The organism is Ruegeria sp. N11 (assembly GCF_056531525.1).
In genome coordinates this window covers 180,005-206,609 of sequence record NZ_JBQFLX010000002.1, presented here as the reverse complement: position 1 = coordinate 206,609, position 26,605 = coordinate 180,005, and the positions used below count along the sequence as shown (strand labels likewise).

The window sequence follows — 26,605 nt, the reverse complement described above, 5'->3', positions numbered from 1 at the left end:
ACTTGGTGTTTGTCTGCGCAGGTAGGCAGATTGAGGAACCCCATGTCGCTGCAGGAAATCACCGACCGTATCGCCGAGGCGGAAATTGCCAATGGACGGCCCGCTGGCGCGGTAAAGCTGATCGCCGTTTCCAAGGTTCAGCCCGATGAACGGGTTCAGGCGGTGCTGGATCAGGGCCATCGGTGTTTCGGTGAAAACCGGGTGCAGGAAGCAGCAGGAAAATGGCCCGCCTTCAAAGAGCGGTACGACGGCATTGACCTGCATCTGATCGGCCCGCTGCAAACCAACAAAGCACGTCAGGCGATGGAACTGTGCAACGCGATCCACTCGGTTGACCGCCCCAAACTTGCCAAGACACTGGCGCGTCTGGCGCAGGAACTGGGCCACTGCCCTGACCTTTTCATTCAGGTGAATACCGGGGAAGAGGAGCAGAAGGCCGGAATCATGCCTTCAGATGCGGATGCGTTTGTTGCCGAATGCCGTGACCTCGACCTGCCAATTCAGGGATTGATGTGCATTCCTCCGATAGAGGAGGAGCCTTCGCTGCACTTCGCCCTGCTGGCAAAGATCGCAGCACGAAACGGCTTGTCCGGGTTGTCCATGGGCATGAGCGGGGATTTCGAGAAAGCCATCGCGCTGGGTGCAACGCATGTTCGCGTCGGTTCGGCAATTTTTGGCGAGCGGGTCAGGCCGCAGGGATAATCAATCGCGTGCCTTGGGCGACACGCCTGGCAATCCATTTCAGATGGTCCCGGCGAAAGGCCACGCAGCCTTCGGTGGGAAACCCCTGTCGCCGCCATTGATGAATAAAGATGGCCGAGCCGCGCCCTGGAATCGCGTCGGGCCAGTTCCAGTCAACGACGAGCACAAGATCGTACAAAGGGTCTGACCTGCGCAGTTTCTCGTGGCTGTGGGCGTAAGGCGCCCGTACCAGATGGTTATAACCCGCATCCTGCATGTCGTCAGACCAAAGATCCCCCGGACCGATCGGACGCGCCCATGGCACGGGCCGACAGATGCGGTCCGGCCGGTACAGCATGGCCACAATCCGGTGCGTTCCAACCGGTGTTGCGCCGTCGCCTTCGCGCTTGTCCGCGCTGATCCCGCCTTTGCCGATGGCGCAGGGGAAGACCCGGCCCAGAAACCGGACACCGCGCGGCGTCAGCACAAGATCATTTGGTGTCACAGCAGATGGCCTGACTTTGCCGCCTTGGTCGCCAGATACCCCCGGTTATGTGCCGTTTCGCCAACTTGCAGCGGCACCCGTTCTGTCACGGCGATTCCTGTTTTCTCCATCATCGCAATCTTTGCCGGGTTGTTGGTCAGCAAGCGGACTGCGTTGAAGCCAAGGGATTTCAGGATATCCGACCCCAGGCGAAAATCCCTCTCGTCATCTTCAAACCCGAGGCGATGATTGGCCTCGACCGTGTCAAACCCTTGATCCTGCAGGAAATATGCGCGCATCTTGTTGGCCAGCCCGATGCCGCGACCCTCCTGATTGAGATACAGCAGGACGCCGGCACCTTCCGTGCCCATCTGGGCCAGGGCCCCGCGAAGCTGCGGGCCGCAGTCGCATTTCAGGCTGCCCATCAGATCGCCGGTAAAACAGGCCGAGTGCAATCTGGCCAGAACCGGCTTGCTCCGATCCGGGCGTCCGATCTCGATGGCATAATGCTCTTCTCCACCATCTTCGGGGCGGAAAATGTGCAACCGGCCTGCCTCGGACACTTCCATTGGCAGGCGCGCCGCAACGACTTCGTGCAAGGCGCTGCGGTCAGCCAGATGAGGTGCCGCGCGCGTATGATCAATGCAGGTCAGTCCATGCGCTGCCGCAAAGGCGCGGCCGTCTTCAATTGCCGTAACAACTGCGGAAGGTAACAGGCGCGCGGATTTCGTCAGCGCAATCGCGATCCGGTGCAGATTGGCATGTCCCTGACGCTCGGACATCAGGGGGCCTTTCATCGGTGCGTTCAGATCGTCAGACGGATCGGCGACGGCCTGCACCCATCCAATATCCGCATCCGCCGGAAGGATCACGCGCGCCAGATCGCCGTCATAGGCCCGGGCCTTGAGCGTTTCTGCCCGCCGTCCGGTGATCGTGACAACCGGGTCGCTGCCAAGACCCCTGAGATCGGCAAGCCTTTGCGCGCTGAGTGTTTCCGACGCCACGGCCAACACGCTTAGTCCGCCGTCATCTGTCAGGACCACAGGCAGGCCCATGCGCAGATCTGCCCGCGCCCGTGCCAGCAATTCCGAGATGTCTGGAATGAGACTCATCCGTGTTATCCTATAACGTTTCGTCCATCAGGTAGCCTGATCCGCGGAAAATGTGAAACATTTCCTATACGTCAGACACGAGGTCGTGAGACAGTTGCAGCAAATCTTGTTGATTGCATATTCCACACGCAAGTGATGCAAAAGGCATAGGAGGACGGGAACATGGCTCAGCTCAAGAAAATTCTGCTTGTGGATGATGACGAGGATCTGCGCGAAGCTCTGAGTGAGCAGCTTGTGATGACCGAGGATTTTGATGTCTTCGAAGCATCCGACGGGTCGTCAGCCATGGAGCGCGCCCGCGAGGCGATCTACGATCTGGTGATTCTTGATGTTGGCCTTCCTGACACCGACGGGCGCGAACTATGCCGCCTGATGCGTAAACAAGGTGTAAAAAGCCCGATTCTGATGCTGACTGGCCATGACAGCGACGCCGACACCATCCTGGGTCTGGACGCCGGCGCAAATGATTACGTCTCGAAACCGTTCAAATTTCCGGTTCTTCTGGCTCGCATCCGTGCCCAGCTGCGCCAGCACGAGCAATCTGAAGATGCGGTGTTCGTCCTGGGCCCCTACACTTTCAAACCGGCGATGAAGATGCTGATCACCGAAGAGGATCGCAAAATTCGCCTGACCGAGAAAGAAACCAATATTCTCAAGTTCCTGTACCGGTCCACCGACGGCGTTGTTGCCCGCGATGTCCTGCTGCACGAGGTCTGGGGCTACAATGCAGGTGTCACAACCCACACGCTGGAAACTCATATCTATCGCCTGCGCCAGAAGATCGAGCCCGACCCGTCCAATGCGCGCCTTTTGGTCACAGAATCGGGTGGCTATAGACTCGTTTCGTAACTGGGTGTGGATTGAGGTGGATCAAAGTGATACTCTGTAAACATATTTAAGGTGATCGTATCCCGCGCATGTCCGGGTCATGACATGTACCTCCCTGTTGGACTGCCGGGCCTCCGGGCCCGGCTTTTTTATTGCAACCGAAGGTTTACGTGTGAATTTCGGCGCTCCGGCAGTGTGGTTGCGCGCTGGCATTATGTAAGTCAGTTGTCTTTCCAGCGGTCTTCATACTCTCCGAGCAATCTGGACATTGTCAGCAGTGATGCGAAAAGCCGGGCGTAAACGTCCCGTGACAACATCGGTTTGTTGTCGTCCAGCAACTGCACGAGATCGCTCACACCTTCGGCAAAGGCATCGCACACCTGGTGGTCTGCGATCGTGGGGTCCAGCGTCCAGATGCCGTTCTGATCGTAGTACGCTGCAGGCTGCGGTTCGTGTTCAATCATGGTGTGGCCTCATTCATCCGATGCACACCTGTGACCGCGACATGCAGCGGGCAAGCCTGTTGGCAGGAAGTCACAAGAAAATGGCGAACTCGACAAAGCGATGAAGAAAACGAGCGCCTCACATCAAATTCCATGCGGGTTCTTTTTCTCATGGCACCCTGACCACCGGGGCGTTAGGTTGCACCAACCGCGATACAGGAGACCTTCTGCATGCCCTTCACAATTGCCACATGGAACATCAACTCGGTCCGGCTGCGCGAACCTATCGTGTTGAAATTGCTGCGGGAAGAGGCCCCCGACGTTCTGTGTCTGCAAGAGTGCAAGTCACCGGTCGAAAAAATCCCGACCGAAGGGTTCGCCGAGTTGGGCTATACCCATCTGATCGCGCGGGGTCAGAAAGGGTATAACGGCGTGGCCATCCTGTCGCGTCTTCCGCTGGAGGAGGTGGGCGATAAGGATTTCGCCGGGCTGGGTCATGCCCGCCATATCGCCGGGCGGCTGGAAAACGGCGTGGTGATTCACAACTTCTATGTCCCGGCAGGCGGCGATGTGCCGGACCGTGAGGTGAACGAGAAATTCGGTCAGAAACTGGATTACCTGACGGATATGCGGGACTGGTTCCATTCGGAGAAACCCGAAAAATCCATCCTGGTCGGTGATCTGAACATCGCCCCGCGCGAAGATGATGTCTGGTCGCACAAACAACTGCTCAAGGTGGTGTCGCACACGCCCATCGAGGTCGAGCAACTGGCCGAAACGCAGGATGCGGGCGGTTGGGTCGATGTCACACGCAAGGACATCCCCGAAGGCCAGCTTTTCAGTTGGTGGTCCTATCGGGCGCGGGATTGGGATGCCGCGGACAAGGGGCGGCGGCTGGATCATGTCTGGGCGACGCCCGATATATCGAACGCGGGTCATTCCAGCCGCGTTCTGCGCGAAGCGCGCGGTTGGGAGAAACCCAGCGACCATGCGCCTGTCTTTGCGACTTTCGACCTTTGAACCCGCAACTCTACTATTGGTTTCTGCCCTTTGTGGTTGCATATAGAGGCCAAGTTCGAACGAGAGAGTGTAAGCCATGGAACTTCTGAACGCCGCAGCCGGCGCTGATGTCACCGATCTGATCAAGGACGGAACCGAGGCCACGTTCATGGCCGATGTTGTTGAAGCGTCGCAGGAAACTCCGGTCATCGTCGATTTCTGGGCACCGTGGTGCGGGCCGTGCAAGACGCTAGGACCCCAGTTGGAAGAGGCCGTGACCGCCGCCAAGGGCGCGGTGAAGATGGTCAAGATCAATGTGGACGAGGCCCAGATGATCGCCTCGCAGATGCGCGTTCAGTCGATCCCGACCGTCTATGCGTTTTTCCAGGGCCAGCCCGTTGACGGGTTTCAGGGCGCGGTGCCAGGTTCCGAGGTCAAGGCGTTTGTGGACCGCGTGATCGAAGCGGCCGGCGGCCAAAGCCCGGGCGGACAGTTGGATGATGCCGTTCAGGCCGCCGAAGAAATGCTGGCTGAAGGGGCCGCCGTCGATGCGGCGCAGACCTTTGCCGCCATTCTGGGCGAAGATCCGAACCATGCCGGAGCCTATGGTGGTTTGGTGCGTGCGCATATCGCGTCTGGCGATCTGGAACAGGCCGAAGCCATCCTGAACGGGGCACCGGCCGAAATCTCCGGCACAGCCGAGCTTGAGGCCGCGCATGCCCAGCTGGAACTGGCCAAACAGGCAGCCGATGCAGGCCCGGTGGCCGAGCTGAGCGCCGCCGTCGAAGCCGAACCCGGCAACCATCAGGCCCGGTTCGATCTGGCGCAGGCCCTGCATGCCAATGGTGATGTCGAGGACGCGGTGGCGCAATTGTTGGAACTGTTCCGCCGGGACCGCGAATGGAACGACGGAGCCGCCAAAATCCAGCTGTTCACGATTTTCGACGCGCTCAAGCCAAATGACCCTGTGGTTCTGAACGGGCGGCGCAAGCTCAGCTCGATGATATTTGCCTAATTCCGGATCAGGGCTACACTCGGATACATGATGCATCCCGCCGATCTGCCGGAAACGGTATCCGTTTTTCCATTGCCCGGGGCGCTGCTGTTGCCCCGTTCGCGCCTGCCGCTGCACATTTTTGAGCCGCGTTATCTTCAGATGCTGGACGACGCGCTCAAGACTCAGGAACGGCTGATAGCCATGGTTCAGCCGAATCCGTGCCAAAGCGATGAAAGCAAGCTGCACCAGATCGGATGTGCCGGGCGGGTGACACAGTTTTCCGAAACGGAAGATGGCCGATATCTGATCACACTGACCGGGATTTCGCGGTTTCGGGTCAAATCCGAACTGGATGCATTTACGCCCTATCGACGGTGCTCGGTCTCGTGGGATGGGTTTGACCGCGATCTGGGCAAGGCGGAACGGGATGACGGGTTCAATCGCACAAGGTTGCTGAACCTGCTGGAGCGATTCTTTTCCTCACGCCATCTGTCGACGGATTGGGACACGTTGAAGGACGCAGATGATGAGTTGCTGGTCAACTCTCTGTCGATGCTGCTGGATTTCGACCCCGAGGACAAACAGGCTCTGCTCGAGGCGCCCTGTCTACGCACCCGACGTGAAACGCTTGTGACGCTGATCGAATTCGCCCTGCGCGGCGGCTCTAACGAGGAAAAACTGCAATGAGCGAACCCGACACCACTTTTGATCGCCGCATGCTCGAGGCGCTGATCTGCCCGCAAACCCATACGACGCTGCATTATGATGCCGAAAAGCAGGAGCTTGTGTCGAAAGCCGCGAATCTCGCCTTTCCGATCCGCAACGGCATCCCGGTGATGCTCGTGGATGAAGCACGAGAACTCGACTGATCGTCTCAGGGTGCCCGGCGGCGTTTTAGATCGCGCGCCCCTGCAGCAGTTTTGGCAGGTCTCCGGTCAGCCCGGCGGCCTCGCGCACAAAGCCCCGGCGCAACCCGGGCATAGAGCCGACGATGCCCATGCCGATGTCGCGACCGATCCGCAGCAGCGGGTTGTCGTTGGAAAACAGCTTATTGAACACATCCGTCGCCATGGCCAATGCGGCTGTATCGAACCGCCGCCACTCCTGATAGCGTTCCAGCACCAGAGCCGAGCTGAAATCCTCGCCCCGCCGTCCGGCCAGCGTCAGCACCTCGGCCAGCGCGCCGACATCACGCAATCCGGCGTTTAATCCTTGCCCCGCGATCGGGTGCATGCCGTGCGCGGCATCCCCAACGAGCGCCAACCGCTCGCCGATGAAGGAATTGGCGATGGTCAGGTTCAGCGGGTAGGTGAACCGGTCGCCCTGCAAACGGATGTCGCCCAGGAAATCCCCGAACCGGGGGCGCAGGACCTGCAGATAGTCGGCTTCTGACAGGGCGTTGATGCGCCGGGCCGTGTCGGTCCGTTCACTCCAGACAATGGAGCTGCGATTGCCGGTCAGCGGCAGAATAGCCAGTGGACCTGGCGGCATGAAGAACTGGTGGGCAATGCTGTGATGGGGCAGGTCATGTTCGATGGCGCAGACCAGCGCCGTCTGCCCATAATCCCAGCCGGTGCGCCTGATGCCCGCCCGCGCGGCAGTGCCGCTTCGGCGCCCGTCGCATCCGACAAGCAGGCCGCCGGTCAGAACAGAGCCATCGTCAAGTGTCAGTGACACGCCCGTTGCATCGCATTCCTGCGCTACGACTGTTTTCCCGCTCAGTTGCGTTATGCCCTTTTCCTCGGCCATCGCCTCAAGAAAGGCGCGACGCAGATGGCGGTCTTCGACCATGTAGCCCATCGGGCCTTCTTCGATCTCGGCATGGTCGAAATGCATGAAGAAGGGCGACGGGCCGGCCCCGGCATGCCCGTCGGTGACCTTGATCTCGAGCATCGGTTGCGCATGCCCGGCAACCCTGCTCCAGACGCCGGTCGCCGCCAGCAATCTTTGCGAAGCAAGCGCAAGTGCGTAGGCCCGGCCGTCAAATGCGGCGTCCTTGCGCACGGTCTCGGCCAGCGCGTCGATTACCGTTACAGAATGCCCGGTCTGCGCCAGTGCCAGTGCCAGTGCGGGGCCGTTCAGGCCGCCGCCAACGATCAGGATATCCGAAACCTTAGTCATGCCCCGCAATATGCGCGCCCTTTCGGGATTGTCCATGTGCGGTCGTGTCGCTACCGTCCCCTCATCGTAGATAAATGGAGGTGAGGGATGCAGGAGTGGCTGACCATGACCGCGTGCGATCTGGGGCGCGGCATCGGAATGGGGCAGATCGACCCTGTGGATCTGACCGAAACCTATCTGGCGGCCATCGACGCGCATCCGCATCGTGATCGTATTTATGCCCGCGTTACCCATGACCGCGCCCGGGCCGAAGCCAAGGCCGCAAAGGAACGAGCCGGCTTGGGGCTGCGCCGATCCTTGCTGGACGGTGTGCCAATCAGCTGGAAAGACCTGTTTGACACGGCAGGCATCGCAACCGAGGCAGGCACGGCCCTGCTTAAAGGTCGCGTTCCGGATGCCGATGCCGTGGTCGTGCGCAACGCCACCGCCATGGGAACGGTGTGTCTGGGCAAGACACATATGAGCGAGCTGGCCTTTTCCGGCCTAGGACTGAATCCCATCACCGGTACGCCGCCCTGTATTGACGATGAAGAGGCGGTGCCCGGCGGCTCATCCTCGGGCGCGGCGGCTTCGGTAGCATGGGGGCTGGCGGCTTGCGGGATCGGATCGGATACCGGCGGGTCGGTACGCATCCCGTCGGCCTGGAACAATCTGGTGGGCCTGAAAACAACAGCCGGACGCGTCAGTCTTGAGGGCACTGTGCCATTGTGCCTGCGGTTTGACACGGTTGGGCCGCTGGCCCGTTCGGTCGAGGATGCTGCGCACGTGCTGGCGTTGTTGGAAGGTGGCACTCCCGCCGACTTGCGGGGGGCCAGCCTGAAAGGGCGGCGGTTTGCCGATCTGCAGAATGTTGCCAGGGATGATTTGCGGGACGGCCCGCGCAAGGCGCTTGAGGAAGCCCTGAACCGACTGCGGGAGGCCGGCGCGCAAATCGTACCGCTGGATGTTCCTGAACTGAACGACGCCATGGGTCTGACCAGTGTAGTCTATACGACAGAAGCGTATGGGCTGTGGCGTGACGTGATCGAAGCGAACCCCGATGCCATGTATCCGGAAATTCTGGAACGATTCCGCATCGGCAAGGCGCATTCCGGCCCGGACTACGTAGCGGCCTGGTCCAGGCTCAAGGCCTGCCGCAGCGCATGGGACGCCGCAACCACCGGGTTTGACGCGGTTCTGGCCCCGACGGCACCCATTCTGCCGCCGAATCTGGACCGTCTGATGACCGACCATGACTACTACGTCACTGAAAATCTGCTGGCCCTGCGCAACACACGCATCGGCAATTTGATGGGTTTGGCTTCTCTGACTTTGCCTACCGGAACACCCGGTTGCGGATTGATGATGCTAGGCTATCCGGGTTCGGAAGAAGCGCTGTTACGGCTGGGATCTGCGGCCGAATCCGCGTTGGCCTGAATGCCACAATCCCCTGATTCGGCACCTCTTTGTCTGGACGAGGCGGGGTGCGACCTGTAATCTGCCAAAAAATCGGGACAAAAACGATCCCGGCATTGAGGCAGTTGTTATGAATTTCCCCGAGCGGTTTTCGGACCTACCGGCATATGCATTCCCGCGTCTGCGCGCCCTGTTGGATCACCATCAGCCGGGCGGTGAGGTCATTCATATGACTATCGGCACGCCAATGCATGATTTCCCGGCGTGGGTGACGGATATCATCGCCGAAAACGCTGCTGATTTTCAGGGATATCCGCCGAACGAAGGTTCGCCCGCGCTGCGGTGTGCGATCACCGATTGGATCGAACGTCGTTATGGTGTTTCGCTTGATCCCGATACCAACGTGATGGCCCTGAATGGCACGCGCGAAGGTCTGTATAACGCAGCTATGGCGCTGTGCCCGGAGCAGAAGAACGGCCAGCAGCCGATCGTTCTATGCCCGAACCCGTTTTATCAGGTCTACATGGTCGCCTCGATCTCGGTCGGGGCGCAGCCGGTTTTTGTTCCGGCCACGGCCGCCACTGGTCACTTGCCGGACTATGCCGGTCTGCCCGAGGACGTGCTGAACCGAACTGCGGTGGCCTATATCTGCTCGCCCGCCAACCCGCAGGGCGCGGTTGCGTCGCGGGACTATTGGGCTGAACTGATCCGTCTGGCCGAGAGATACGATTTCCGCATCTTCGCCGACGAATGTTATTCCGAGATTTACCGCGACGAAGCTCCGACAGGTATTCTGACCGTGGCGCAGGAACTGGGAGCGGATCCTGAGCGGATCGTCCTGTTCAATTCGCTGTCCAAACGATCCAATCTGGCCGGGCTGCGTTCGGGACTGATTGCAGGCGGCCCTGAGACGATCAAAAGGGTCAAGCAGCTGCGGGCCTATTCCGGCGCGCCTCTGCCCGCGCCGTTGCAGGCTGCGGCTGCAAAAGTCTGGGCGGATGAGGCGCATGTGGCCGAGAACCGTGCACTCTATCAGGATAAATACGCCATTGCGGATGAGGTGTTCGCTGGCGTGCAGGGCTATATGCCGCCTGAGGGCGGGTTCTTCCTGTGGCTGCCGGTCGAAAACGGCGAGGAAACAGCGTTGAAGCTGTGGCAGGAGACAGGGGTGCGTGTCCTGCCAGGCGCATATCTTTCTCAAGGCGATCCGGGACAGAACCCGGGCGAGCAATTTATCAGGGTCGCCATGGTGGCCCCAAAAACAGAGTTGCAGCGCGGGCTGATCACGCTTCGCGACTGCATCTATTCGTGAGGTACGAGGGCAAAATGGCATCATTGAACGCGCGCAACCGCGATCCTTTACTGGACAGCACAACGCAGGCCGCGATTGAGCGGCGCAGCAAGGAATTGATCGGGATCGCCCTGATCCTGCTGGGTTTTGCGGCAGCGACAATGATCTGGTCCTACACGCCGGATGATCCGAACTGGATGGTATCGACAGACGCGCCGGTGCAGAACTGGATGGGCCGTATCGGGGCCTCGATCGCTGCGCCTCTGTTCATGATCGTGGGCTGGGGAAGCTGGAGCATCGCTTTGGTGTTGATCGGCTGGGGCATCCGCTTTGCCGGTCACTTCGGCGAAGATCGCGCCGTTGCGCGCCTGATCTTTGCGCCGATCTGGATCGCGGTTGTATCGGTTTATGCAGCGACTCTGGTGCCGGGCGACGCATGGCGCGCCACCCACAGCTATGGTCTGGGCGGTTTGTTTGGCGATACCGTGATGGGTGCGTTGCTGACATTGTTGCCGATTTCCTCGCATTTCATGGTCAAGCTGATGTCGCTGGCGATGGCGGTGGGGATGCTGGCGCTGGGCGTTTTTGTTCTTGGGTTTACCAAAGACGACGTCCGGCGCGGGTTCCGGGCTTTCCTGCTTGGTCTTGTTCTGTCCTACGACATGCTGATGAAGGGTCTTGGCCGCAGCGCATCTGCCACGGCCCAGGCCGCGCGTGACCGCCGCGCGCGGTGGGAAGATCGCAAGGCCGCCCGGATCGAGGCTGATGACCTCGTGTTCCAGGACGATATGGATTTTGCCGATCCGGTATTCGAAGAGCTTGAATTCGAGCCCGGGCCGCAGAAAACCGGCCTGCTGGCGCGGATGCCCGCGTTGATCCGGCGACCTGAACCGATGCCGGAACCCGAACTTGTCGACCCTGAACCGGTTGCAGGTTTCGACGAAATGCCGGGTGAGGATCGTATCCGTTCAAAAATTTCGGCAGCCGTCCGCAGCCGCCGGGTCGCCACCGGTGAGATGACGCCCGAACCCGATCCGAACCTTCCGCTGACCAAGGGCCGCGGCAGAGGGCCCGACCCGCTGATCCTGAACACAGCGCGGGCCGGAGAATTGCCGCCTGAGCCACCCATTACTGCGGGCGGGTTGCCACCCGAACCGCCGTTGACTTCAGGGGCGGCGCCCGAATGGCAGGCGCGTGAGCCGAACGCGTACGTGCCTGAACCCGATCACATGCAGGGCTTTCAGCCGGAACCCGATTTTGACGGCGACGACGTGTTTGAGGACGCACCCGAACTCGTGCCAGAGCCGCGCACGGCGATGAAAATCCCGGTGGCCGAGCCTCGCAAACCGGTCGTGGCACAGCCTGTGCGCCGCAGCCCGCCTCCGTCGCGTCGTGCTCAGGCCGAAGCGCAGCCGACCTTGTCGTTCGAGGAACGGCATTCGGATTTCGAATTGCCGCCGCTGGGTCTGCTGTCCAATCCGGCCAGCATTCAGCGCCATCATCTGAGCGATGAGGCGCTGGAGGAAAACGCGCGGATGTTGGAAAACGTTCTGGACGATTATGGCGTCAAGGGTGAGATCGTCAGCGTCCGCCCCGGCCCTGTGGTGACCATGTACGAACTTGAACCGGCTCCGGGCCTGAAAGCCAGCCGTGTGATCGGTCTGGCGGACGATATCGCGCGGTCCATGTCCGCCTTGTCGGCGCGGGTTTCGACCCTGCCGGGGCGTTCTGTGATCGGTATCGAACTGCCCAACGAAAATCGCGAGATGGTCGTGCTGCGCGAAATCCTCGCCAGCCGGGACTTTGGCGATGGCAACCACGCGCTGCCTTTGGCACTGGGCAAGGATATCGGCGGGGAATCCGTTGTCGCGAACCTGGCCAAGATGCCTCACCTGCTGATCGCGGGTACCACGGGCTCCGGTAAGTCAGTGGCGATCAACACCATGATCCTGTCGCTGCTGTATAAGCTGACGCCGGATGAATGTCGCCTGATCATGATCGACCCCAAGATGCTGGAGCTGTCCGTTTATGACGGCATCCCGCATCTGCTGTCCCCGGTTGTGACCGACCCAAAGAAGGCGGTTGTGGCTCTGAAATGGGTCGTGGGCGAGATGGAGGACCGCTATCGTAAGATGTCCAAAATGGGCGTGCGCAATATCGCGGGCTACAACGGCCGCGTGAAGGACGCGCTGGCCAAGGGCGAACTGTTCAGCCGCACGGTTCAGACCGGGTTTGACGATGACACCGGCGAACCCACATTCGAGACCGAAGAATTCGCACCTGAGGCGATGCCCTACATCGTCGTCATCGTCGACGAAATGGCCGATTTGATGATGGTCGCGGGCAAGGAAATCGAAGCCTGCATTCAGCGTCTGGCACAGATGGCGCGGGCTTCGGGTATTCACCTGATTATGGCAACGCAGCGTCCGTCGGTCGACGTGATCACCGGTACGATCAAGGCGAACTTCCCGACGCGGATTTCATTCCAGGTGACCTCGAAAGTCGACAGCCGTACCATCCTAGGTGAAATGGGGGCTGAGCAACTGTTGGGGCAGGGCGACATGCTCTACATGGCGGGTGGGGCCAAGATTACCCGCTGCCACGGTCCGTTCGTTTCGGACGAAGAGGTCGAGGAAATCGTCAACCACCTGAAACAGTTCGGTCCACCGGACTACATGAGTGGGGTAGTCGATGGCCCGACCGAGGAAACCGCTGACAATATCGATGCTGTTCTGGGCCTGAATACCGGTGGAAACACCAACGGTGAGGACGCCCTGTACGATCAGGCAGTCGGGATTGTAATCAAGGATCGCAAATGCTCGACCTCGTACATTCAGCGAAAACTTGCCATTGGCTACAACAAGGCCGCGCGGCTTGTTGAGCAGATGGAAGACGAAGGCGTTGTTTCGTCAGCAAATCACGTCGGCAAACGCGAAATCCTCGTCCCCGAGCAGTAGGATATTTAATAACAAGAGCAAAGCGCTTATCTGGTGTCTCATGAAACAGATAGCCTTTGCCCTTGCTTTGACACTGGCCGCGCCTGCGGCCTGGGCGGCAGACAAACTGCCATTGTCGCAGATTTCAAAATACCTGAACGATATGAAAACCGTTCAGACGTCGTTCACTCAGGTCAACGATGACGGATCGCTAAGTACCGGAAAGCTTTGGATTCAACGCCCCGGCAAGATGCGGTTCGAATATGACCCCCCCAATGATGCCGTCGTTCTGGCGCGCTCCGGATCCGTGATGATCTTTGATCCGAAATCAAACCAGCCGCCCGAGCAATACCCGCTGAACCGGACACCGTTGTCACTGGTGCTGAAGCGAAATGTAAATCTGGGTGAGGCGAATATGGTGGTGGGGCACGAGTTTGACGGAACGGCCACGATCGTTACCGTGCAGGACCCCAAAAACCCCGACGCAGGCCGGATCGAGCTGATGTTTACAGGCGATCCCATTGAGCTGCGTAAATGGGTGATTCACGACAATGCCGGGGGGCAGACCACGGTCCTGCTGGGCGCATTGGAAACAGACGGACGCTTGAACCAGAGTCTGTTCTCACGCCCAAATTAGGACAGGCCGGGTAACTTTCGGCCTGCGCAATGGTGTCAGATTCGGCAGGACGCCAGCTGGGCCTGATAAAGACGCGCCCGCGCATCGACATCATCGGCCACGTTGAGCAACCAGGATTTGCCGTTGTAGGTGCCACGCGCAAAGCCGGCGTGACCTTCGTGATAGGCCAGGTACTGGTTGCGTGTGTCGCTGGGGTGGATGCCATTGCGTTCGTAGCTTTTGTTCATGTACCAGCCGATGAAGTCGGACGCGTCGCGAATGCGATCCCGCTTGGCGCGCCGTTTTCCGGTTTCGCGCTGATATTGCTCCCACGTGCCATCAAGGGCCTGGCTGAAGCCGTAGGCGCTGCTCTGACGGCCTAGCGGGATCACTCCCAGTGCGTATTTGTGCGGGGTTCGTGCATCGTGACGATAGCGGCTTTCCTGATAGATCGTCGCCATCTGAACGTGAATGGGCACCCCCCATTTCCGTTCGGTGGATTTGAACGCCTTGATGTAGTCAGGTCTTTCGCGCGCAATACTGCACGCGTCATTCAATCTGCTGGGCGGTTGCTTGGAACCGCCCCCACAGGATGCCAAAAGCAGCACCCCAAGGAGTACAACTAGAATTCTGCTCATGTGCCTCGTGCCTTTTTTGTTCATTCTAGCGCAGATTGTAGTTTGAGGAAATCACTTTCGTTACAGAACAATAGCCAGAATGACAGGTAATGCCCCCACGGAAAGAAGAGTCGAGACCATGACCATTCCGGCAACCGCGTCTGAATCGGCCTTGAACCGCTCGGCCAGAAGGTACGATGTGACTGCCACCGGGGTGCACATTTGCAAGACCAGCACACCGAATGCCACGGCCCCAAGATCGAACGTCACTGCAACGGTCCAGCCCAAAACAAAGCAAACGCCAAGCTTCAGAACAGACAGCCAGATTGCCTGCCCCAGCTTGTCCGTGGTCAGACGTGCAATCGCGACGCCGAGCGTGATCAGCATCATGGGCACCGCCATCTGCCCCAGCAACTCAAGCGTATTGGTTAGAAACAAGGGCGTTTCCCAGCCTTGCCACAAAAACAGCGCGCCAAGCAGCGTGGCCCAGACCATTGGCTCGCGTATGACTTTGCCAAACGCGCCTTTTCCGGCCACCAGATAGATTCCGTAAGTGAATGAAAACAGGGCCGTGACCGCAAGAAAGATCACCGCATAGCCCAGTCCCGCCTGCCCGAATGCAAAAATACACAGAGGCAGCCCAAGATTTCCGGTATTCCCAAAAATGAGCGGCGACAGATACGTGCGCTGCTCCAGTTTTAAAAGATGCACGGTCACTTTGAAGACCACGGCAAGTGCCAGATTCCCGGCAATGGTGGCCAGCGTGAACCGTGACAGATCCCCGCCCGGAATTTCGGTCTGCATCAAGGCGACGAAGATCAGACTTGGCACGGCCAGTGTCATCGCAAACCGTGTCACGAACTGCAAACGGTACTCGAATCCCAGCCTGACCCAGGTAAACCCAATCCCTGAAAGCAGAAATACCGGAGCGACGATTTCGAACACTGTCAGTAGTAGGTTCACAGACTGTTTCCCTGAATTTCAGATCAATGATTGGCATTTTGGCTCGGAAAGAGGTAGTAAGACCTCCGGGGGCTGAAACAATGCTGAAGACAAATGCCAAATACGGCTTGGGCCAGGTGGTCCGCCATAAGAAACATCCCTTTCGAGGGGTGATTTTTGACGTGGATCCGGAGTTCTCAAATACGGAAGAATGGTATCAGGCGATTCCTGAAGACAGTCGACCGATAAAGGATCAGCCGTTTTATCACCTGCTGGCTGAAAACGACCAATCCTTCTATGTTGCTTATGTTTCAGAACAAAATCTGGTTGCCGACCAGTCCGGAGAGCCGGTTGAGCACCCCGATATTCCCGACATGTTCGGCCCGTTCGAGGATGGCGCGTATCCGCTGCACTTTCATCTGAATTGATGACCGCATAGCTGCCGCCTTCCGGTCGCCGAAACTTAATACCCAAGCGCACATCCGTCTTTTCTGGGGTCACTTGCGCCCTCAAGAACACCGCTTTCACAGATTCGGATCGCCTGTGCACCGCCGAGGGGTGTGTCAGGAATTGAAACAGTGTGGCCAATGTCAGACAATTGTTGCGCTACTGCTTGCGGATATCCGCGTTCCAGTTTCAGTACCCCACCATCGGCAAAGGCGCGCGGCGCATCGATGCTGCCCTGAAGACTCAAATCAAAATCGACAAGATTGGACAGGAATCTGGCGTGTCCGGTCGGCTGGTAGGCCCCGCCCATGACGCCGAATGGCATCACTACCCGGCCGCCCTGTTGCAGCATCCCGGGAATGATCGTGTGCATCGGGCGTTTTCCACCGCCCAGCTCATTGGGGTGCCCGGCTTGCAGCGTAAAGCCCGCCCCGCGGTTCTGCAGCAGAATGCCATATTTTTCAGACGCGATCCCTGATCCGAAGCTGTGGAAGATCGAGTAGATGAGAGATACGGACATCCGGTCCCGGTCGACCACCGTGATATAGACGGTATCCTTGTGAACGGACTCGGTCAGCGGTGCGGCGGCGGCCATAGTGCTTTTGGGGTCGATAAGTGCAGCCAGCCTGTCTGCAATGTCCTGATCTGTAAACCGTTCGGCCCTGGCCATATGATCGGGGTCCGCAATGAATCGATTGCGGGCATCGTAGGCCAATTTGGTGGCCTCGGCCTCGATATGAACCCTTTGCGCACCAAAAGGGTCCATCCCGGCCAGATCAAAGTTCTTCATAATATTGAGCAACAGGATCGCAGTCGCCCCTTGCCCATTTGGCGGGTGTTCGACAAGGTCCGTGCCTTTGTAGTGCCCGCTCATTGGGTTGGTTTGCGTCCATCTGGTGGCTTGAAAGTCATCCGATGTGTGGACCCCACCCAATGTGTTCAGGGCGGAAATCATGTCTTGCACGATGTCACCGGTGTAGAATGCTTCGCGCCCGTGACGAGCAATTTGGCGCAGAACTTCCGCCTGACCCGGAGCGCGAAAGACCTGACCTGTTTCCGGGGGCTTGCCATCGACCAGATAGTGGTCGCGGGCCGCACCCTGCAAAACAGCCGCGCCGGATTTCCAGTCGAAGGCCACTCGTGCGGCCACCGGAACACCGGTCTCGGCGTAGTCGATGGACGGTTGCAAAATCGCCTCAAGCCCCAGCCGTCCTTCCGTTTCCGCCAGGTGGCAAAACGCATCAACAGCACCCGGAACTGTCACCGCATCCGGGGTGTTCAGGGGCACGGTCTTCAGGTCCTTTGCGCGCAACGCCTCTGCATTTGCTGCTTGGGGCGCGCGGCCTGAACCGTTCAGCGCGCGAATTTCGTTCTCGCCTGCGCGATTGAACAGGACAAAACAATCGCCACCCAGACCGGTCATTTGTGGTTCGCAAATGCCCAGCAGAACCGCACCGGCGATGGCGGCGTCCATCGCGTTTCCGCCCTGCGCCAGTATGTCCAGCGCCACCTTGGCCGCCAAAGGGTGTGACGTCGCACACATGCCTTCGGTCGCCAGCACTTCGGAACGTCCGGGTTTGTGCAGATCGCGCATGACGGGGCTCTCCTCATTGAACGCGCAGACCGTATCGCGCGGCAGAGGAATGTCCAGTCAACTTGAGGGGAGGTTCCTCGGCGCCGGTCACTGGGTGGGGGCTGTGATGCTGGGCGCCGAGGGAAGCTATCTGAGCTACAAGACCCTTTTGCCAATTATTTGCGGCGCGACAATGTTTCGATCTGGGCCTTATTGTGGCCATTTCGGGTCAATTCGCCTCATCCGGGAAATCGAAGCGCAAAGACAACCTATTGCACCCTTCGCGCCGCTCATAGTGGATGGCGCTGGTCAATTGGTGAATCAGGAACCATCCGAATCCCCCTTCGGGCAGACTCTGTCTGGTTGTGTTGACGTCCGCCGGAATTCCATCGGGCACTCGACACCCCGGCAAAGGGTTGCCGGTATCCGTAATGACAATGACAAGCCAATCTCTGTGAAGGCGGCACCTGACTAGAACACGGGCTGGGGCGATGCCTGCGTAGGCATGTTCGACCACGTTGTTTATCGCCTCGGCCAGCGCGATTTTTACGTCGCTTGCCTGTGGCGCGGGCAATCCGCGCTCGGCGAGGCTGGCGCTTAGACGGGCGATACCCGTGCTCGCCTCAGCTTCGGTTGCGGCAAAGCTCAGTTCCAGAAAATCATGATCATGAACAGAGGCCACGCGAATGGTTTCCTGTGCAACTTTAATCCGCAGCCGGCGTCAGGGCGTCTTCCAGCGTCGCAAACAACCGGAAAACTGTATCCATGCGGGTCAGCCGAAACACTTTCTCGACAAACGGATGCAGTCCCGCCAGATCCAGGCTGCGGTCATCACCAAGCTGTTTCATGGATGCGACGATGGCACCCAGTCCGCTGGAATCGATGAATTCGACATCCGACAGGTCCAGCACCACCCGGCCCGCACCGCCGTCGGTCTGATTACGCATATCTTCCTTGAACTGTATCGCAATGGCGGCGTCGATCCGGTCGGCCTGAACCGTGATCACCTGCGTCTCACCGGTTGTCGTGCTGATCAGACCCATGTCCAGTTGCCCTCCAGAATGAAAAAACCTCGTAGAAATACGCTAGACGGCAATTCTTACCATTCGGTATTCAGAACCTGGAAAACCAGAAGGAGAATCCGGATGAAGCAGGTCGTGATCGCGGGTGCAGCCCGCACCCCAATGGGCGGGTTTCAGGGCATGTTCGATGGGGTTGCGGCGACCGATCTGGGTGGCACGGCCATTCGAGCGGCCATGCAGGGGGCCGGAGTACAGACCGTGGACGAGGTTCTGATGGGCTGCGTTCTGCCCGCCGGTCAGGGGCAGGCTCCGGCGCGGCAGGCCGGTTTTGCCGCCGGTTTGGGCGAAGACGTGCCCGCAACGACCCTGAACAAGATGTGCGGGTCCGGGATGAAGGCGGCGATGATGGCGTTTGACCAGATTGCGCTGGGTCATGCCGACACCATGGTCGCGGGCGGTATGGAAAGCATGACAAACGCCCCCTACTTGCTGCCCAAAATGCGCGGCGGGGCGCGCATCGGTCACGGTCAGGTGGTGGACCATATGTTTCTGGACGGGCTTGAGGACGCGTATGACAAGGGCCGCCTGATGGGCACCTTCGCCGAAGACTGCGCCGAGGCCTATCAATTCACGCGTGAGGCACAGGACGAATACGCGCTGCAGTCTCTGTCCAACGCGCTGGCCGCTCAGGAAAACGGGGCGTTTGACGGCGAAATTGCGCCGCACGTCGTGCGGACCCGCAAAGGTGAAGTCACACAAGATATTGACGAACAGCCAAAATCGGCGCGGCCGGAAAAGATTCCGACCCTGAAACCCGCGTTTCGCAAGGACGGAACCGTAACGGCCGCCAACTCCTCATCGATCTCCGATGGTGCGGCGGCGCTGGTTCTTGCCTCCGCCGAAGTGGCCGAGGCGCAGAGCCTGAACGTTCGTGCGCGCATCCTCGGGCATGCCAGCCACGCGCAGGCTCCGGGCCTCTTTACGACCGCTCCGGTTCCGGCGGCGCAAAAGCTGCTGTCCCGCATCGGATGGAGCAAGGATGACGTCGATCTGTGGGAGGTGAACGAAGCCTTCGCCGTCGTTCCCATGGCGTTCATGCGCGAAATGGGTTTGCCGCGTGAAAAAGTGAATGTGAATGGCGGCGCCTGCGCCCTGGGTCATCCGATCGGCGCATCAGGTGCCCGAATCATGGTGACGCTGCTCAATGCTCTGGAAAAACGAAACCTCAAGCGGGGTGTGGCAGCCATCTGCATCGGCGGCGGCGAAGGCACCGCAATTGCAATCGAGCGGGTTTGACCCTTCATCTTTTTCCAAATACTCCGGGGGTAAATTGAGCCAACGGCTCAAGAGGGGGCAGCGCCCCCTTACCCACCACAGACGGGATTTCCACCATGACTGCAGACTACACCATGCTGGCCAGAACCATCGCCGCTCTGACCGAAGGCGAAAGTGACGAGGTTGCACTGATGGCCACCGTCGCCTGCGAGGTGCATCATTCCGACGACCGGTTCAACTGGACCGGGTTTTATCGGGTGACCGAACCGGGGTTGCTGAAAATCGGCCCTTACCAGGGGGGGCATGGCTGTCTGGTCATTCCCTTCGACCGGGGTGTTTGTGGTGCGGCTGCGCGCACAGGGCAGGTGCAGCTTGTTCCGGATGTCGACGCGTTCCCGGGGCATATCGCCTGCGCGTCCTCAACCCGATCCGAACTGGTCCTGCCTGTTCACAATGCCGCAGGTGAGGTAATTGCGGTTTTCGACATCGACAGCGATCTGCCCGATGCGTTTTCGGAGGATGACGCCGAATACCTGACGGAGATATTGTCCCAAACTTTCGCGCGAGCCTGATGGAAACGCAGGGGGCGAAAGGCCCACTCTCGGACTTCGAGATTTTGCTTCACGCAAAGACCCGCTAAACTCTGAAGGCCTCGAAACCTGGCGGGTCCGGCATGATTCCACACCAATTCTCTACTCAACGGCTTTCGGTCAGCCACTGGAAAGACCATCTTGCCCAACCGCACTTGCGGCGCAAGCTAGCTGACGATCTTGCCGCGCTTCTGATCCCTGCGGTCCTGAAAAACCTGCCGCCGCCCATGCAGTTGCGGGACCGGAACATCTCAGCCTGGATCGAGGCCCGTCACGCCGAAAGCGACATTCTGCTGGTGCGTCAAGGCACCGACAATGAGCTGATCGGACTGATGTTGCTGGCCGTCGATACGGAGAGTGATCCGCCTCCGAGTGTCCATACCGGCTATCTGATTGCAGAAACTGCCTGGGGAAACGGCTACGCCTCCGAACTGTTAAAGGGGCTTCAGACCGCAGTGCTGTCAGGCCCTGCCATGCGACTCGTTGCCGGTGTCGATCGCGACAATCCAGCCTCTGCCCGCGTGCTTCAGAAAGCGGGTTTTAAACTTTGGACGGAACGCTGTTCCGCCACCACCGAGATGTATGTCTGCGACGTCGGCTGATTGACGGTGCAGTCAGGTCTTGTCACTGTATAAGGGTCGGCAGGCCGTTGGTCATGACAAGATACAGGGCCAAGACCTGCAACGTGGCAACTCCGAACAGCCAGGCCGAGAATCCGCGTTTTCGGGTTTTGTGTCGAAACACCCATCGTCCCAGCAACGCGCCGGGGCTGCCGCCGAGGGCCGCAAGCCACAACAACCGGCGTTCTGGAATTCTACGCTTGCGCCGCTGCGCCCGGACCTTGTCCCAGCCGAAACACAGCAGGGTCAGACCGTTAACCGCCCAAAGATAGATCACTGCAATCCACATCAGTGGGACATAGCCAATCGGACAGGTCGACCCAAGTGAAAAAATGCTTGGAATTTTCACGGAATCGCGTCATCGTGAAAAACGAGGAGAAAATTTCACGAGAATCGGAGTGGCCCCCGTGAACAGCCAGGCCCTGCAAAGCGCGACACTCGGAGCGGACATCCGCGCCCTGCGCAAGGCGCGTGGGCTGACGCTCACCGATATCGCGACACGGCTGGACCGGTCCGTCGGCTGGCTCAGCCAGGTTGAGCGCGACAAATCCGAACCATCGATCTCGGATCTGCGCCAAATTGCCGAGTGTCTTTGCGTTCCGATGTCGATGCTGTTTGCGCATTCCGCGGCGCCTGCCGCCGAACAGGGCTATGTCGTCCGGGCCGGATCACGGCGACCGATGGGGTCTGGCGAAGAAGGGCTGATCGAAGAACTGCTGTCTCCTGATCTGACCGACGATTTCGAGATGGTGCATTCTACCTTTCAACCCCAGTCCCGCATGCAAACCCCTGCAAATCGCCCGACGCAAGAGGTCGGTTACATGGTTTCCGGGCGGCTTGATCTCAAAATTGGCGATCGTGAATACACGGTGGGTCCGGGCGACAGTTTTCGGATCAAGCACGAGCCCTATCAATGGTCCAACCCCTATGACGAGCCCGCAGTTGCGGTCTGGGTCATCGCCCCGCCGGTATACTGATGAGCTTTGAGGCCTGGACCATATTCGCACTTTTCTGGGTGGTATTCGTTACCACACCGGGGCCGAACGCGGTCAATTGTATCTCGAACGGGATGAACCTGCCATTTGCCAAGGCGATGCTGGGTGTTCTGGCCATTGTGACTCAGGCCAGCGCGTTTCTGATCCTGTCGGCACTGGGCGTGACCGCATTGATCGCGGCGTCCCCAACCGGGTTTTTCATCGCCAAACTGATCGGGGCAGGGTTCCTGATCTGGATGGGCGTGCGCGGCTGGATGAACGCGGCAAAGCCGGCACCTGCCACGGAACGTCCAGCGCGGCATGTCTATCTACATGCACTGGCCATCGCCACGATCAATCCCAAAAGCGTCGCAGGATACCTGGCCGCGTTTTCGCAATTCGTGCAGCCCGATGTGCCGATCTGGCAGCAAATGTCGGTCATCATGCCAACAGCGCTGGTCATTACGACACTCAGCTATACCGGCTTCACACTTCTGGGCGCGCTCATGGGCAAGGCGGCACTGGGCGCGGTGTTCAACATCTGGGTGCGCCGGATGATGGCTGCATGTTTCATCATTTACGGTGTGCTGCTGGGAACCAGCACCACGCCGACAGCAAGGGGGTAATAGAATGCAGACAGGTTCTTGTTTGTGCGGCTCGGTTGCCTTCGCGGTCGACGGTGAGCTTTCACCGCCATCGGCCTGCCATTGCGGTCAATGCCGCAGGCAGTCGGGTCATATCTGGGCGTCCGCCTCGACGCATCAGGACAATCTCAGTTTTTCCGCCAGTGACACGCTCAGCTGGTTTCGTGCCTCGGATATCGCCCGACGCGGCTTCTGCAGCGCCTGCGGTTCGTTCCTTTTCTGGCAACACAATGACGAGGACACGATTTCGATTTCCATGGGGGCGCTTGACGAACCCACGGGCCTCACGCTCGCCCGCCACATCTTCGTGGCCGACAAGGGCGATTACTACGACATCACGGACGATCTGCCTCAAGAGGCACAGTAACAGGGATCAAACAACATGAATGATTTTCCGACAAAAGCCCGAGTGGTTGTTATCGGTGGCGGTGTGGTGGGGGCTTCCTCGCTGTACCATCTGGCCAAGAAGGGCTGGACCGACTGCGTTCTTCTGGAAAAGAACGAGCTGACCGCAGGTTCGACCTGGCACGCGGCGGGTAACGTGCCGACGTTTTCGACCTCGTGGGCGATCATGAACATGCAGCGCTATTCGACCGAGCTGTATGCACGGCTGGGCGAAGAAGTCGCCTATCCGATGAACTACCACCAGTCCGGCTCGATCCGTCTGGCGCACAGCAAGGAGCGGATGCAGGAATTTGAGCGGGCGATGTCGATGGGTCGTTACCAGGGCATCCCGATGGAGATGTGGACCCCGGAAGAGGCCAAGGAACGCTATCCCTTCCTTGAAACGCATGATCTTGAGGGGGTTCTGTATGATCCGACCGATGGCGACATCGACCCCGCGCAGCTGACGCAAGCGCTGGCCAAGGGGGCCCGCGACATGGGCCAGAAGATCATCCGTTTCTGCCCGGCAACCGGCGTGACCCAGCATGACGACGGGACCTGGACCGTACACACGGACAAGGGCGATATCGCCTGTGATTATGTGGTCAACGCCGCCGGTTACTACGCGCAGCGTGTGGGAGAGTGGTTCAAACCTTATGGCGGCCGAACCGTTCCCGCGATGGTCATGAGCCACCAGTATCTGCTGACCGACGAAATCCCCGAAATCCAAGCATGGTCCAAGGAAAACGGGGGCAAGAAGCTGCCGCTACTGCGCGACGTGGATATCTCATACTACCTGCGTCAGGAGAAGAACGGCTTCAACCTCGGCCCGTATGAGCCCAATTGCAAGGGCCACTGGATGACCGAAGATGACCCGATGCCCGAGGACTTCAGCTTCCAGCTGTGGAATGACGATCTGGACCGGATCGAGGACATCGTGACCGACGCGATGGAGCGGGTGCCGCTGATGGCGACCTCGGGCGTGGGCCGCGTGATCAATGGCCCGATCCCCTATGCACCGGATGGTCTGCCGCTGATCGGCCCGATGCCGGGTGTGAAGAACGCGTTCGAGGCGCACACATTTACCTTCGGTATCGCGCAGGGCGGGGGGGCAGGCAAAGTGCTGGCCGAATGGATCGTCGATGGCGCGACCGAGTGGGATATGTGGGCTGTCGATCCGCGCCGCTACACCGACTACACCGATCAGGACTACTGCAACCAGAAAGGTCTGGAGGTTTATGGCAACGAATACGCCATGCACTTCCCCCAGCACGAATGGCCCGCCGCGCGCGACAAGAAACTGTCGCCGGTTCATGCCAAGGTGAAAGAGCTGGGCGGTGTCATGGGGGCCTATAACGGCTGGGAACGGGCCAACTGGTTTGCGCAGCCCGGCGACGACACGTCGCTTGAAGCCACCCACACATGGGGCCGCTCGGGCCCGTGGGAGCAGCGCGTAAAGGAGGAATGCGAGGCCGTGCGCGACCATTGTGGTGTACTGGATCTGCCGGGGTTCTCGCGCTTCATGGTCAAGGGCGAAGGTGCTGCCGAGGCGCTACGTGGTCTGGTCACGGGTGGCCTGCCCAAGACGGGTCGCATGAACCTTGTCTATATCTCTGATGATCGTGGTCGCATCCTGACCGAGATGTCCTGTATCCGGATGGGCGAGGACGAGTTCGTCATGATCACGGCCGCAACTGCCCAGTGGCATGACCGCGACATTCTGCTGAACGCTATGCCCGAAGGCGTTTCGGTCGAGGATGTGACCACCACCCGCGATACACTGATCGTCACGGGGCCGAAGTCGCGAGAGATCCTGTCGGGCATGATCGATGCGGACCTGTCGACCGGATGGCTGACCCACCAGTCGGCAACCGTCGCCGGGCAACCCGCTTACCTGATCCGTGTTTCCTTCGCAGGTGAGCTGGGTTGGGAGGTTCATGCCCTGAACGAACACATGCCAGCGATCTATGGCGCCATCATTGACGCGGGTGCCAAGCCCTTCGGGATGTATGCGCTCAATTCCCTGCGTGTCGAAAAGGGTTATCGTGCGTGGAAAGGCGACTTGTCGACCGACTACTCGCTTCTGGAAGGCGGTTTGGAGCGGTTCGTGAAACTGGACAAACCACAGGACTTCCCCGGCAAGGCTGCGATCCAGAATGAAAAGCAGCAGGGCGTAAAAAAGCAGTTCGTCACCATGCTGGTCGAGGCCGGAGATTGCGACGCACCGTACATGTCGTGCCTCTGGCATGATGGCCAGATCGTGGGTGAAACCACATCCGGTGCATGGGGTTATCGCATCAATGCGTCGGTCGCGCTTGGCATGGTGCGTCCTGATCTGGCTGTTCCGGGCACCGAGCTGGAGGTCGAAATCTACGGTCAGAAATGCCGAGCGGTCGTGCAGCAGGATCAGCCGCTCTGGGATCCGGAAAACGCACGGTTGCGCGCCTGATCCATCAGGAAAAACTGCGGGTCGGCCAAAAGTCAGGCGGACCCGCAATTTGATGCAACACCGCTGTCGGGCATAATGCATCCGCAAAACCTGTAACGGGGAGAGATGGCAATGACCCAACCGGAGACAATGTCCGGTGTTTACCTGACACGCCATGGCGGGCCGGAGGCACTGGAATGGCGTCAGGATATTCCCCTGCCCACCCCCGGAGCCGGGCAGGTTCTGGTCCGGGTGGCTGCGGCAGGCGTCAATAATACCGATATCAACACGCGTGTTGGCTGGTATTCACCGGATGTCACGGATGCAACGGGCGCGGTCGATCAGGATGTCGATGCCGGCGGTTGGGGCGGCGCCCTGCAGTTTCCCAGAATACAGGGCGGTGATTTGTGCGGCATCGTTGAGCGGACAGGGTCCGGCACCGGTTTCCAGCCAGGTCAACGTGTCACCTGTCCGATCAACTTGCCGCGCCCGCGCCCCGGTCAACCCAGCGGTTTCATTGCATTGGGCTCTGAGATTGACGGCGCCTTCGCGCAATACTGCCTGGTCGAGGCAAGCGACCTCTATAACGTGTCCGTGTCACCCCTGTCGGACACCGAGATTGCGGCAATACCCTGCGCTTTCGGCACGGCCGAAAACCTGCTGACCCGCGCAGGTGTAACGGCCGGACAAAAGGTCCTGATAACCGGGGCATCCGGTGGGGTCGGGCTGGCTGCCGTCCAACTTGCAACATTGCGCGGGGCTTTGGTCTGGGGTGTCACCAGCGCCTCCAAAGCAGACGTGGTCAAGGGACAGGGTGCGATAGATACCTTTGATCGCGACGCGGCCTTGCCGCCAGACATGTTCGATGTGGTGGTCGACGTCGTCGGCGGACCGGCATTTCCGGGGTTGATTCTGGCGCTGAAGCCGGGCGGGCAATACGCCGTTTCCGGCGCCATAGCAGGCCCGATTGTTCAAGCGGATCTGCGCGATATCTATTTGAGGGACATCACCATTCATGGCTGTACGCACCAGGCATTCGACGTTTTCGGACGGCTTGTCGAACTTATCAATGCAGGGCGGATCAGGCCGCTTGTTTCGAAGACGTATCCTCTGAAAGACATTGCCCGGGCGCAGGAAGATTTCCAATCCAAAGCGTTTCCGGGGAAACTGGTCCTGATTCCGTAAC

General features: G+C 59.5%; 29 protein-coding genes. 19 read left to right on the top strand and 10 right to left on the bottom strand.

From position 1 onward, the window contains the following. Nucleotides 1–42 precede the first annotated feature (42 nt). Nucleotides 43–702 (top strand): YggS family pyridoxal phosphate-dependent enzyme, encoded by a 660-nt coding sequence (locus ACR0J8_RS02965; protein WP_480888856.1) that lies wholly within the window; start codon nucleotides 43–45, stop codon nucleotides 700–702. Here ACR0J8_RS02965 and ACR0J8_RS02960 read toward each other — a convergent pair. Together ACR0J8_RS02960 and ribA are read right to left on the bottom strand one after the other, a co-directional pair. Next, the gene (locus ACR0J8_RS02960; RefSeq protein ID WP_480888855.1) at nucleotides 686–1,186 is read right to left on the bottom strand and encodes a L,D-transpeptidase family protein; all 501 of its coding nucleotides are present in this window, start codon (nucleotides 1,184–1,186) and stop codon (nucleotides 686–688) included. The genes ACR0J8_RS02965 and ACR0J8_RS02960 overlap by 17 nt on opposite strands. After that, nucleotides 1,183–2,277: a GTP cyclohydrolase II gene (ribA, locus tag ACR0J8_RS02955; protein ID WP_480888854.1), complete on the bottom strand. Its 1,095-nt coding sequence runs from the start codon at nucleotides 2,275–2,277 to the stop codon at nucleotides 1,183–1,185. Before ribA ends, ACR0J8_RS02960 begins: the two co-directional genes overlap by 4 nt. A 162-nt stretch (nucleotides 2,278–2,439) precedes the next feature. On the opposite strand from ribA, the gene ACR0J8_RS02950 reads away from it, so the two are divergent. Next, nucleotides 2,440–3,126, top strand: coding sequence for a response regulator transcription factor (locus tag ACR0J8_RS02950; protein ID WP_050605036.1), 687 nt, complete (start codon nucleotides 2,440–2,442; stop codon nucleotides 3,124–3,126). A gap of 200 nt (nucleotides 3,127–3,326) precedes the next feature. Here the strand turns inward: ACR0J8_RS02950 and ACR0J8_RS02945 are convergent, their stop codons facing one another. After that, entirely contained in the window at nucleotides 3,327–3,569 is a 243-nt protein-coding gene (locus tag ACR0J8_RS02945; protein WP_170679434.1) for a hypothetical protein, read from the bottom strand. A 210-nt stretch (nucleotides 3,570–3,779) separates the two neighbouring features. Here ACR0J8_RS02945 and ACR0J8_RS02940 point away from each other — a divergent pair, with 210 nt between their 5' ends. The 4 genes from ACR0J8_RS02940 (at nucleotide 3,780) to ACR0J8_RS02925 (ending at nucleotide 6,413) form a co-directional block, all read left to right on the top strand. Then, nucleotides 3,780–4,568, top strand: coding sequence for an exodeoxyribonuclease III (locus tag ACR0J8_RS02940; protein WP_480522760.1), 789 nt, complete (start codon nucleotides 3,780–3,782; stop codon nucleotides 4,566–4,568). A 76-nt stretch (nucleotides 4,569–4,644) separates the two neighbouring features. After that, on the top strand, nucleotides 4,645–5,562 hold the full coding sequence (gene trxA / locus ACR0J8_RS02935; RefSeq protein ID WP_480522761.1) for a thioredoxin: 918 nt from the start codon (nucleotides 4,645–4,647) through the stop codon (nucleotides 5,560–5,562). Between the two features lie 27 nt (nucleotides 5,563–5,589). Beyond that, nucleotides 5,590–6,231, top strand: a complete 642-nt coding sequence (locus tag ACR0J8_RS02930) for an LON peptidase substrate-binding domain-containing protein (RefSeq protein ID WP_480522762.1) — start codon at nucleotides 5,590–5,592, stop codon at nucleotides 6,229–6,231. After that, a complete protein-coding gene (locus tag ACR0J8_RS02925; RefSeq protein WP_170679437.1) occupies nucleotides 6,228–6,413 on the top strand; it encodes a Trm112 family protein in 186 nt (61 codons plus the stop codon). The genes ACR0J8_RS02930 and ACR0J8_RS02925 overlap by 4 nt, the downstream gene beginning before the upstream one ends. 25 nt (nucleotides 6,414–6,438) lie before the next feature. Here the strand turns inward: ACR0J8_RS02925 and ACR0J8_RS02920 are convergent, their stop codons facing one another. Continuing rightward, nucleotides 6,439–7,665 (bottom strand): FAD-dependent monooxygenase, encoded by a 1,227-nt coding sequence (locus ACR0J8_RS02920; protein WP_480888853.1) that lies wholly within the window; start codon nucleotides 7,663–7,665, stop codon nucleotides 6,439–6,441. 87 nt (nucleotides 7,666–7,752) lie between these two features. On the opposite strand from ACR0J8_RS02920, the gene ACR0J8_RS02915 reads away from it, so the two are divergent. From ACR0J8_RS02915 to ACR0J8_RS02900, 4 genes are all read left to right on the top strand, one after another. After that, nucleotides 7,753–9,081, top strand: a complete 1,329-nt coding sequence (locus ACR0J8_RS02915; protein WP_480522764.1) for an amidase — start codon at nucleotides 7,753–7,755, stop codon at nucleotides 9,079–9,081. A 109-nt stretch (nucleotides 9,082–9,190) separates the two neighbouring features. Next, nucleotides 9,191–10,372 carry an aminotransferase class I/II-fold pyridoxal phosphate-dependent enzyme gene (locus tag ACR0J8_RS02910; RefSeq protein ID WP_480522765.1) on the top strand — a complete coding sequence of 394 codons (1,182 nt, stop codon included), beginning with the start codon at nucleotides 9,191–9,193 and terminating at the stop codon, nucleotides 10,370–10,372. A gap of 14 nt (nucleotides 10,373–10,386) precedes the next feature. Beyond that, on the top strand, nucleotides 10,387–13,308 hold the full coding sequence (locus tag ACR0J8_RS02905) for a DNA translocase FtsK (protein ID WP_480522766.1): 2,922 nt from the start codon (nucleotides 10,387–10,389) through the stop codon (nucleotides 13,306–13,308). Nucleotides 13,309–13,348: 40 nt separating this feature from the next. Next, the gene (locus ACR0J8_RS02900; protein ID WP_480522767.1) at nucleotides 13,349–13,924 is read left to right on the top strand and encodes a LolA family protein; all 576 of its coding nucleotides are present in this window, start codon (nucleotides 13,349–13,351) and stop codon (nucleotides 13,922–13,924) included. Nucleotides 13,925–13,959: 35 nt separating this feature from the next. On the opposite strand, the gene ACR0J8_RS02895 is transcribed toward ACR0J8_RS02900, so the two are convergent. Then, nucleotides 13,960–14,541 carry a transglycosylase SLT domain-containing protein gene (locus ACR0J8_RS02895; RefSeq protein ID WP_170679447.1) on the bottom strand — a complete coding sequence of 194 codons (582 nt, stop codon included), beginning with the start codon at nucleotides 14,539–14,541 and terminating at the stop codon, nucleotides 13,960–13,962. A gap of 60 nt (nucleotides 14,542–14,601) precedes the next feature. Then, entirely contained in the window at nucleotides 14,602–15,483 is an 882-nt protein-coding gene (locus tag ACR0J8_RS02890) for an AEC family transporter (protein WP_480522768.1), read from the bottom strand. Between the two features lie 80 nt (nucleotides 15,484–15,563). Between ACR0J8_RS02890 and hspQ the strand changes: the two genes are divergently transcribed. Then, nucleotides 15,564–15,890 (top strand): heat shock protein HspQ, encoded by a 327-nt coding sequence (hspQ, locus tag ACR0J8_RS02885; RefSeq protein ID WP_480522913.1) that lies wholly within the window; start codon nucleotides 15,564–15,566, stop codon nucleotides 15,888–15,890. 35 nt (nucleotides 15,891–15,925) lie between these two features. On the opposite strand, the gene ACR0J8_RS02880 is transcribed toward hspQ, so the two are convergent. From ACR0J8_RS02880 to ACR0J8_RS02870, 3 genes are all read right to left on the bottom strand, one after another. Then, nucleotides 15,926–17,503, bottom strand: coding sequence for a gamma-glutamyltransferase family protein (locus ACR0J8_RS02880; RefSeq protein WP_480522769.1), 1,578 nt, complete (start codon nucleotides 17,501–17,503; stop codon nucleotides 15,926–15,928). A gap of 208 nt (nucleotides 17,504–17,711) precedes the next feature. Next, complete coding sequence (locus tag ACR0J8_RS02875; RefSeq protein ID WP_480522770.1) at nucleotides 17,712–18,164, bottom strand: ATP-binding protein; 453 nt, start codon at nucleotides 18,162–18,164, stop codon at nucleotides 17,712–17,714. 22 nt (nucleotides 18,165–18,186) lie between these two features. Then, entirely contained in the window at nucleotides 18,187–18,525 is a 339-nt protein-coding gene (locus ACR0J8_RS02870; RefSeq protein WP_480522771.1) for an STAS domain-containing protein, read from the bottom strand. A gap of 102 nt (nucleotides 18,526–18,627) precedes the next feature. On the opposite strand from ACR0J8_RS02870, the gene ACR0J8_RS02865 reads away from it, so the two are divergent. The 3 genes from ACR0J8_RS02865 to ACR0J8_RS02855 all read left to right on the top strand — a co-directional run bounded on the left by ACR0J8_RS02865 (nucleotide 18,628) and on the right by ACR0J8_RS02855 (nucleotide 20,971). After that, nucleotides 18,628–19,800, top strand: a complete 1,173-nt coding sequence (locus tag ACR0J8_RS02865; RefSeq protein ID WP_480888852.1) for a thiolase family protein — start codon at nucleotides 18,628–18,630, stop codon at nucleotides 19,798–19,800. Between the two features lie 95 nt (nucleotides 19,801–19,895). Continuing rightward, nucleotides 19,896–20,351: a GAF domain-containing protein gene (locus tag ACR0J8_RS02860; protein WP_170807318.1), complete on the top strand. Its 456-nt coding sequence runs from the start codon at nucleotides 19,896–19,898 to the stop codon at nucleotides 20,349–20,351. 173 nt (nucleotides 20,352–20,524) lie between these two features. Next, complete coding sequence (locus tag ACR0J8_RS02855) at nucleotides 20,525–20,971, top strand: GNAT family N-acetyltransferase (protein WP_480888851.1); 447 nt, start codon at nucleotides 20,525–20,527, stop codon at nucleotides 20,969–20,971. Between the two features lie 22 nt (nucleotides 20,972–20,993). Here ACR0J8_RS02855 and ACR0J8_RS02850 read toward each other — a convergent pair whose 3' ends face one another. After that, entirely contained in the window at nucleotides 20,994–21,338 is a 345-nt protein-coding gene (locus ACR0J8_RS02850; protein WP_480522775.1) for a DUF1294 domain-containing protein, read from the bottom strand. 58 nt (nucleotides 21,339–21,396) lie between these two features. Between ACR0J8_RS02850 and ACR0J8_RS02845 the strand changes: the two genes are divergently transcribed. From ACR0J8_RS02845 to ACR0J8_RS02825, 5 genes are all read left to right on the top strand, one after another. Continuing rightward, nucleotides 21,397–21,966: a helix-turn-helix domain-containing protein gene (locus ACR0J8_RS02845; RefSeq protein WP_480888850.1), complete on the top strand. Its 570-nt coding sequence runs from the start codon at nucleotides 21,397–21,399 to the stop codon at nucleotides 21,964–21,966. Further along, the gene (locus ACR0J8_RS02840) at nucleotides 21,966–22,589 is read left to right on the top strand and encodes a LysE family translocator (protein ID WP_480522777.1); all 624 of its coding nucleotides are present in this window, start codon (nucleotides 21,966–21,968) and stop codon (nucleotides 22,587–22,589) included. Before ACR0J8_RS02845 ends, ACR0J8_RS02840 begins: the two co-directional genes overlap by 1 nt. Nucleotides 22,590–22,593: 4 nt before the next feature. Beyond that, on the top strand, nucleotides 22,594–22,974 hold the full coding sequence (locus ACR0J8_RS02835) for a GFA family protein (protein WP_170679464.1): 381 nt from the start codon (nucleotides 22,594–22,596) through the stop codon (nucleotides 22,972–22,974). Nucleotides 22,975–22,989: 15 nt separating this feature from the next. Next, nucleotides 22,990–25,440, top strand: coding sequence for a GcvT family protein (locus tag ACR0J8_RS02830; RefSeq protein ID WP_480888849.1), 2,451 nt, complete (start codon nucleotides 22,990–22,992; stop codon nucleotides 25,438–25,440). Between the two features lie 111 nt (nucleotides 25,441–25,551). Then, on the top strand, nucleotides 25,552–26,604 hold the full coding sequence (locus ACR0J8_RS02825) for a zinc-binding dehydrogenase (RefSeq protein ID WP_480888848.1): 1,053 nt from the start codon (nucleotides 25,552–25,554) through the stop codon (nucleotides 26,602–26,604). Nucleotide 26,605: the final 1 nt, after the last annotated feature.

Excerpts from the sequence above, each read along its gene's own strand:
- ACR0J8_RS02965 (WP_480888856.1), top strand. The coding sequence starts at position 43 with ATGTCGCTGCAGGAAATCACCGACCGTATCGCCGAGGCGGAAATTGCC.
- ACR0J8_RS02830 (WP_480888849.1), top strand. The coding sequence starts at position 22,990 with ATGAATGATTTTCCGACAAAAGCCCGAGTGGTTGTTATCGGTGGCGGT.
- ACR0J8_RS02950 (WP_050605036.1), top strand. The coding sequence starts at position 2,440 with ATGGCTCAGCTCAAGAAAATTCTGCTTGTGGATGATGACGAGGATCTG.
- ACR0J8_RS02870 (WP_480522771.1), bottom strand. The coding sequence starts at position 18,525 with ATGGGTCTGATCAGCACGACAACCGGTGAGACGCAGGTGATCACGGTT.
- ACR0J8_RS02895 (WP_170679447.1), bottom strand. The coding sequence starts at position 14,541 with ATGAGCAGAATTCTAGTTGTACTCCTTGGGGTGCTGCTTTTGGCATCC.
- ACR0J8_RS02840 (WP_480522777.1), top strand. The coding sequence starts at position 21,966 with ATGAGCTTTGAGGCCTGGACCATATTCGCACTTTTCTGGGTGGTATTC.
- ACR0J8_RS02880 (WP_480522769.1), bottom strand. The coding sequence starts at position 17,503 with ATGCGCGATCTGCACAAACCCGGACGTTCCGAAGTGCTGGCGACCGAA.
- ACR0J8_RS02825 (WP_480888848.1), top strand. The coding sequence starts at position 25,552 with ATGACCCAACCGGAGACAATGTCCGGTGTTTACCTGACACGCCATGGC.
- ACR0J8_RS02860 (WP_170807318.1), top strand. The coding sequence starts at position 19,896 with ATGACTGCAGACTACACCATGCTGGCCAGAACCATCGCCGCTCTGACC.
- ACR0J8_RS02920 (WP_480888853.1), bottom strand. The coding sequence starts at position 7,665 with ATGACTAAGGTTTCGGATATCCTGATCGTTGGCGGCGGCCTGAACGGC.
- ACR0J8_RS02925 (WP_170679437.1), top strand. The coding sequence starts at position 6,228 with ATGAGCGAACCCGACACCACTTTTGATCGCCGCATGCTCGAGGCGCTG.
- ACR0J8_RS02915 (WP_480522764.1), top strand. The coding sequence starts at position 7,753 with ATGCAGGAGTGGCTGACCATGACCGCGTGCGATCTGGGGCGCGGCATC.
- hspQ (WP_480522913.1), top strand. The coding sequence starts at position 15,564 with ATGCTGAAGACAAATGCCAAATACGGCTTGGGCCAGGTGGTCCGCCAT.
- trxA (WP_480522761.1), top strand. The coding sequence starts at position 4,645 with ATGGAACTTCTGAACGCCGCAGCCGGCGCTGATGTCACCGATCTGATC.
- ACR0J8_RS02905 (WP_480522766.1), top strand. The coding sequence starts at position 10,387 with ATGGCATCATTGAACGCGCGCAACCGCGATCCTTTACTGGACAGCACA.
- ACR0J8_RS02930 (WP_480522762.1), top strand. The coding sequence starts at position 5,590 with ATGATGCATCCCGCCGATCTGCCGGAAACGGTATCCGTTTTTCCATTG.
- ACR0J8_RS02900 (WP_480522767.1), top strand. The coding sequence starts at position 13,349 with ATGAAACAGATAGCCTTTGCCCTTGCTTTGACACTGGCCGCGCCTGCG.
- ACR0J8_RS02865 (WP_480888852.1), top strand. The coding sequence starts at position 18,628 with ATGAAGCAGGTCGTGATCGCGGGTGCAGCCCGCACCCCAATGGGCGGG.
- ACR0J8_RS02940 (WP_480522760.1), top strand. The coding sequence starts at position 3,780 with ATGCCCTTCACAATTGCCACATGGAACATCAACTCGGTCCGGCTGCGC.
- ACR0J8_RS02910 (WP_480522765.1), top strand. The coding sequence starts at position 9,191 with ATGAATTTCCCCGAGCGGTTTTCGGACCTACCGGCATATGCATTCCCG.
- ACR0J8_RS02835 (WP_170679464.1), top strand. The coding sequence starts at position 22,594 with ATGCAGACAGGTTCTTGTTTGTGCGGCTCGGTTGCCTTCGCGGTCGAC.
- ribA (WP_480888854.1), bottom strand. The coding sequence starts at position 2,277 with ATGAGTCTCATTCCAGACATCTCGGAATTGCTGGCACGGGCGCGGGCA.
- ACR0J8_RS02945 (WP_170679434.1), bottom strand. The coding sequence starts at position 3,569 with ATGATTGAACACGAACCGCAGCCTGCAGCGTACTACGATCAGAACGGC.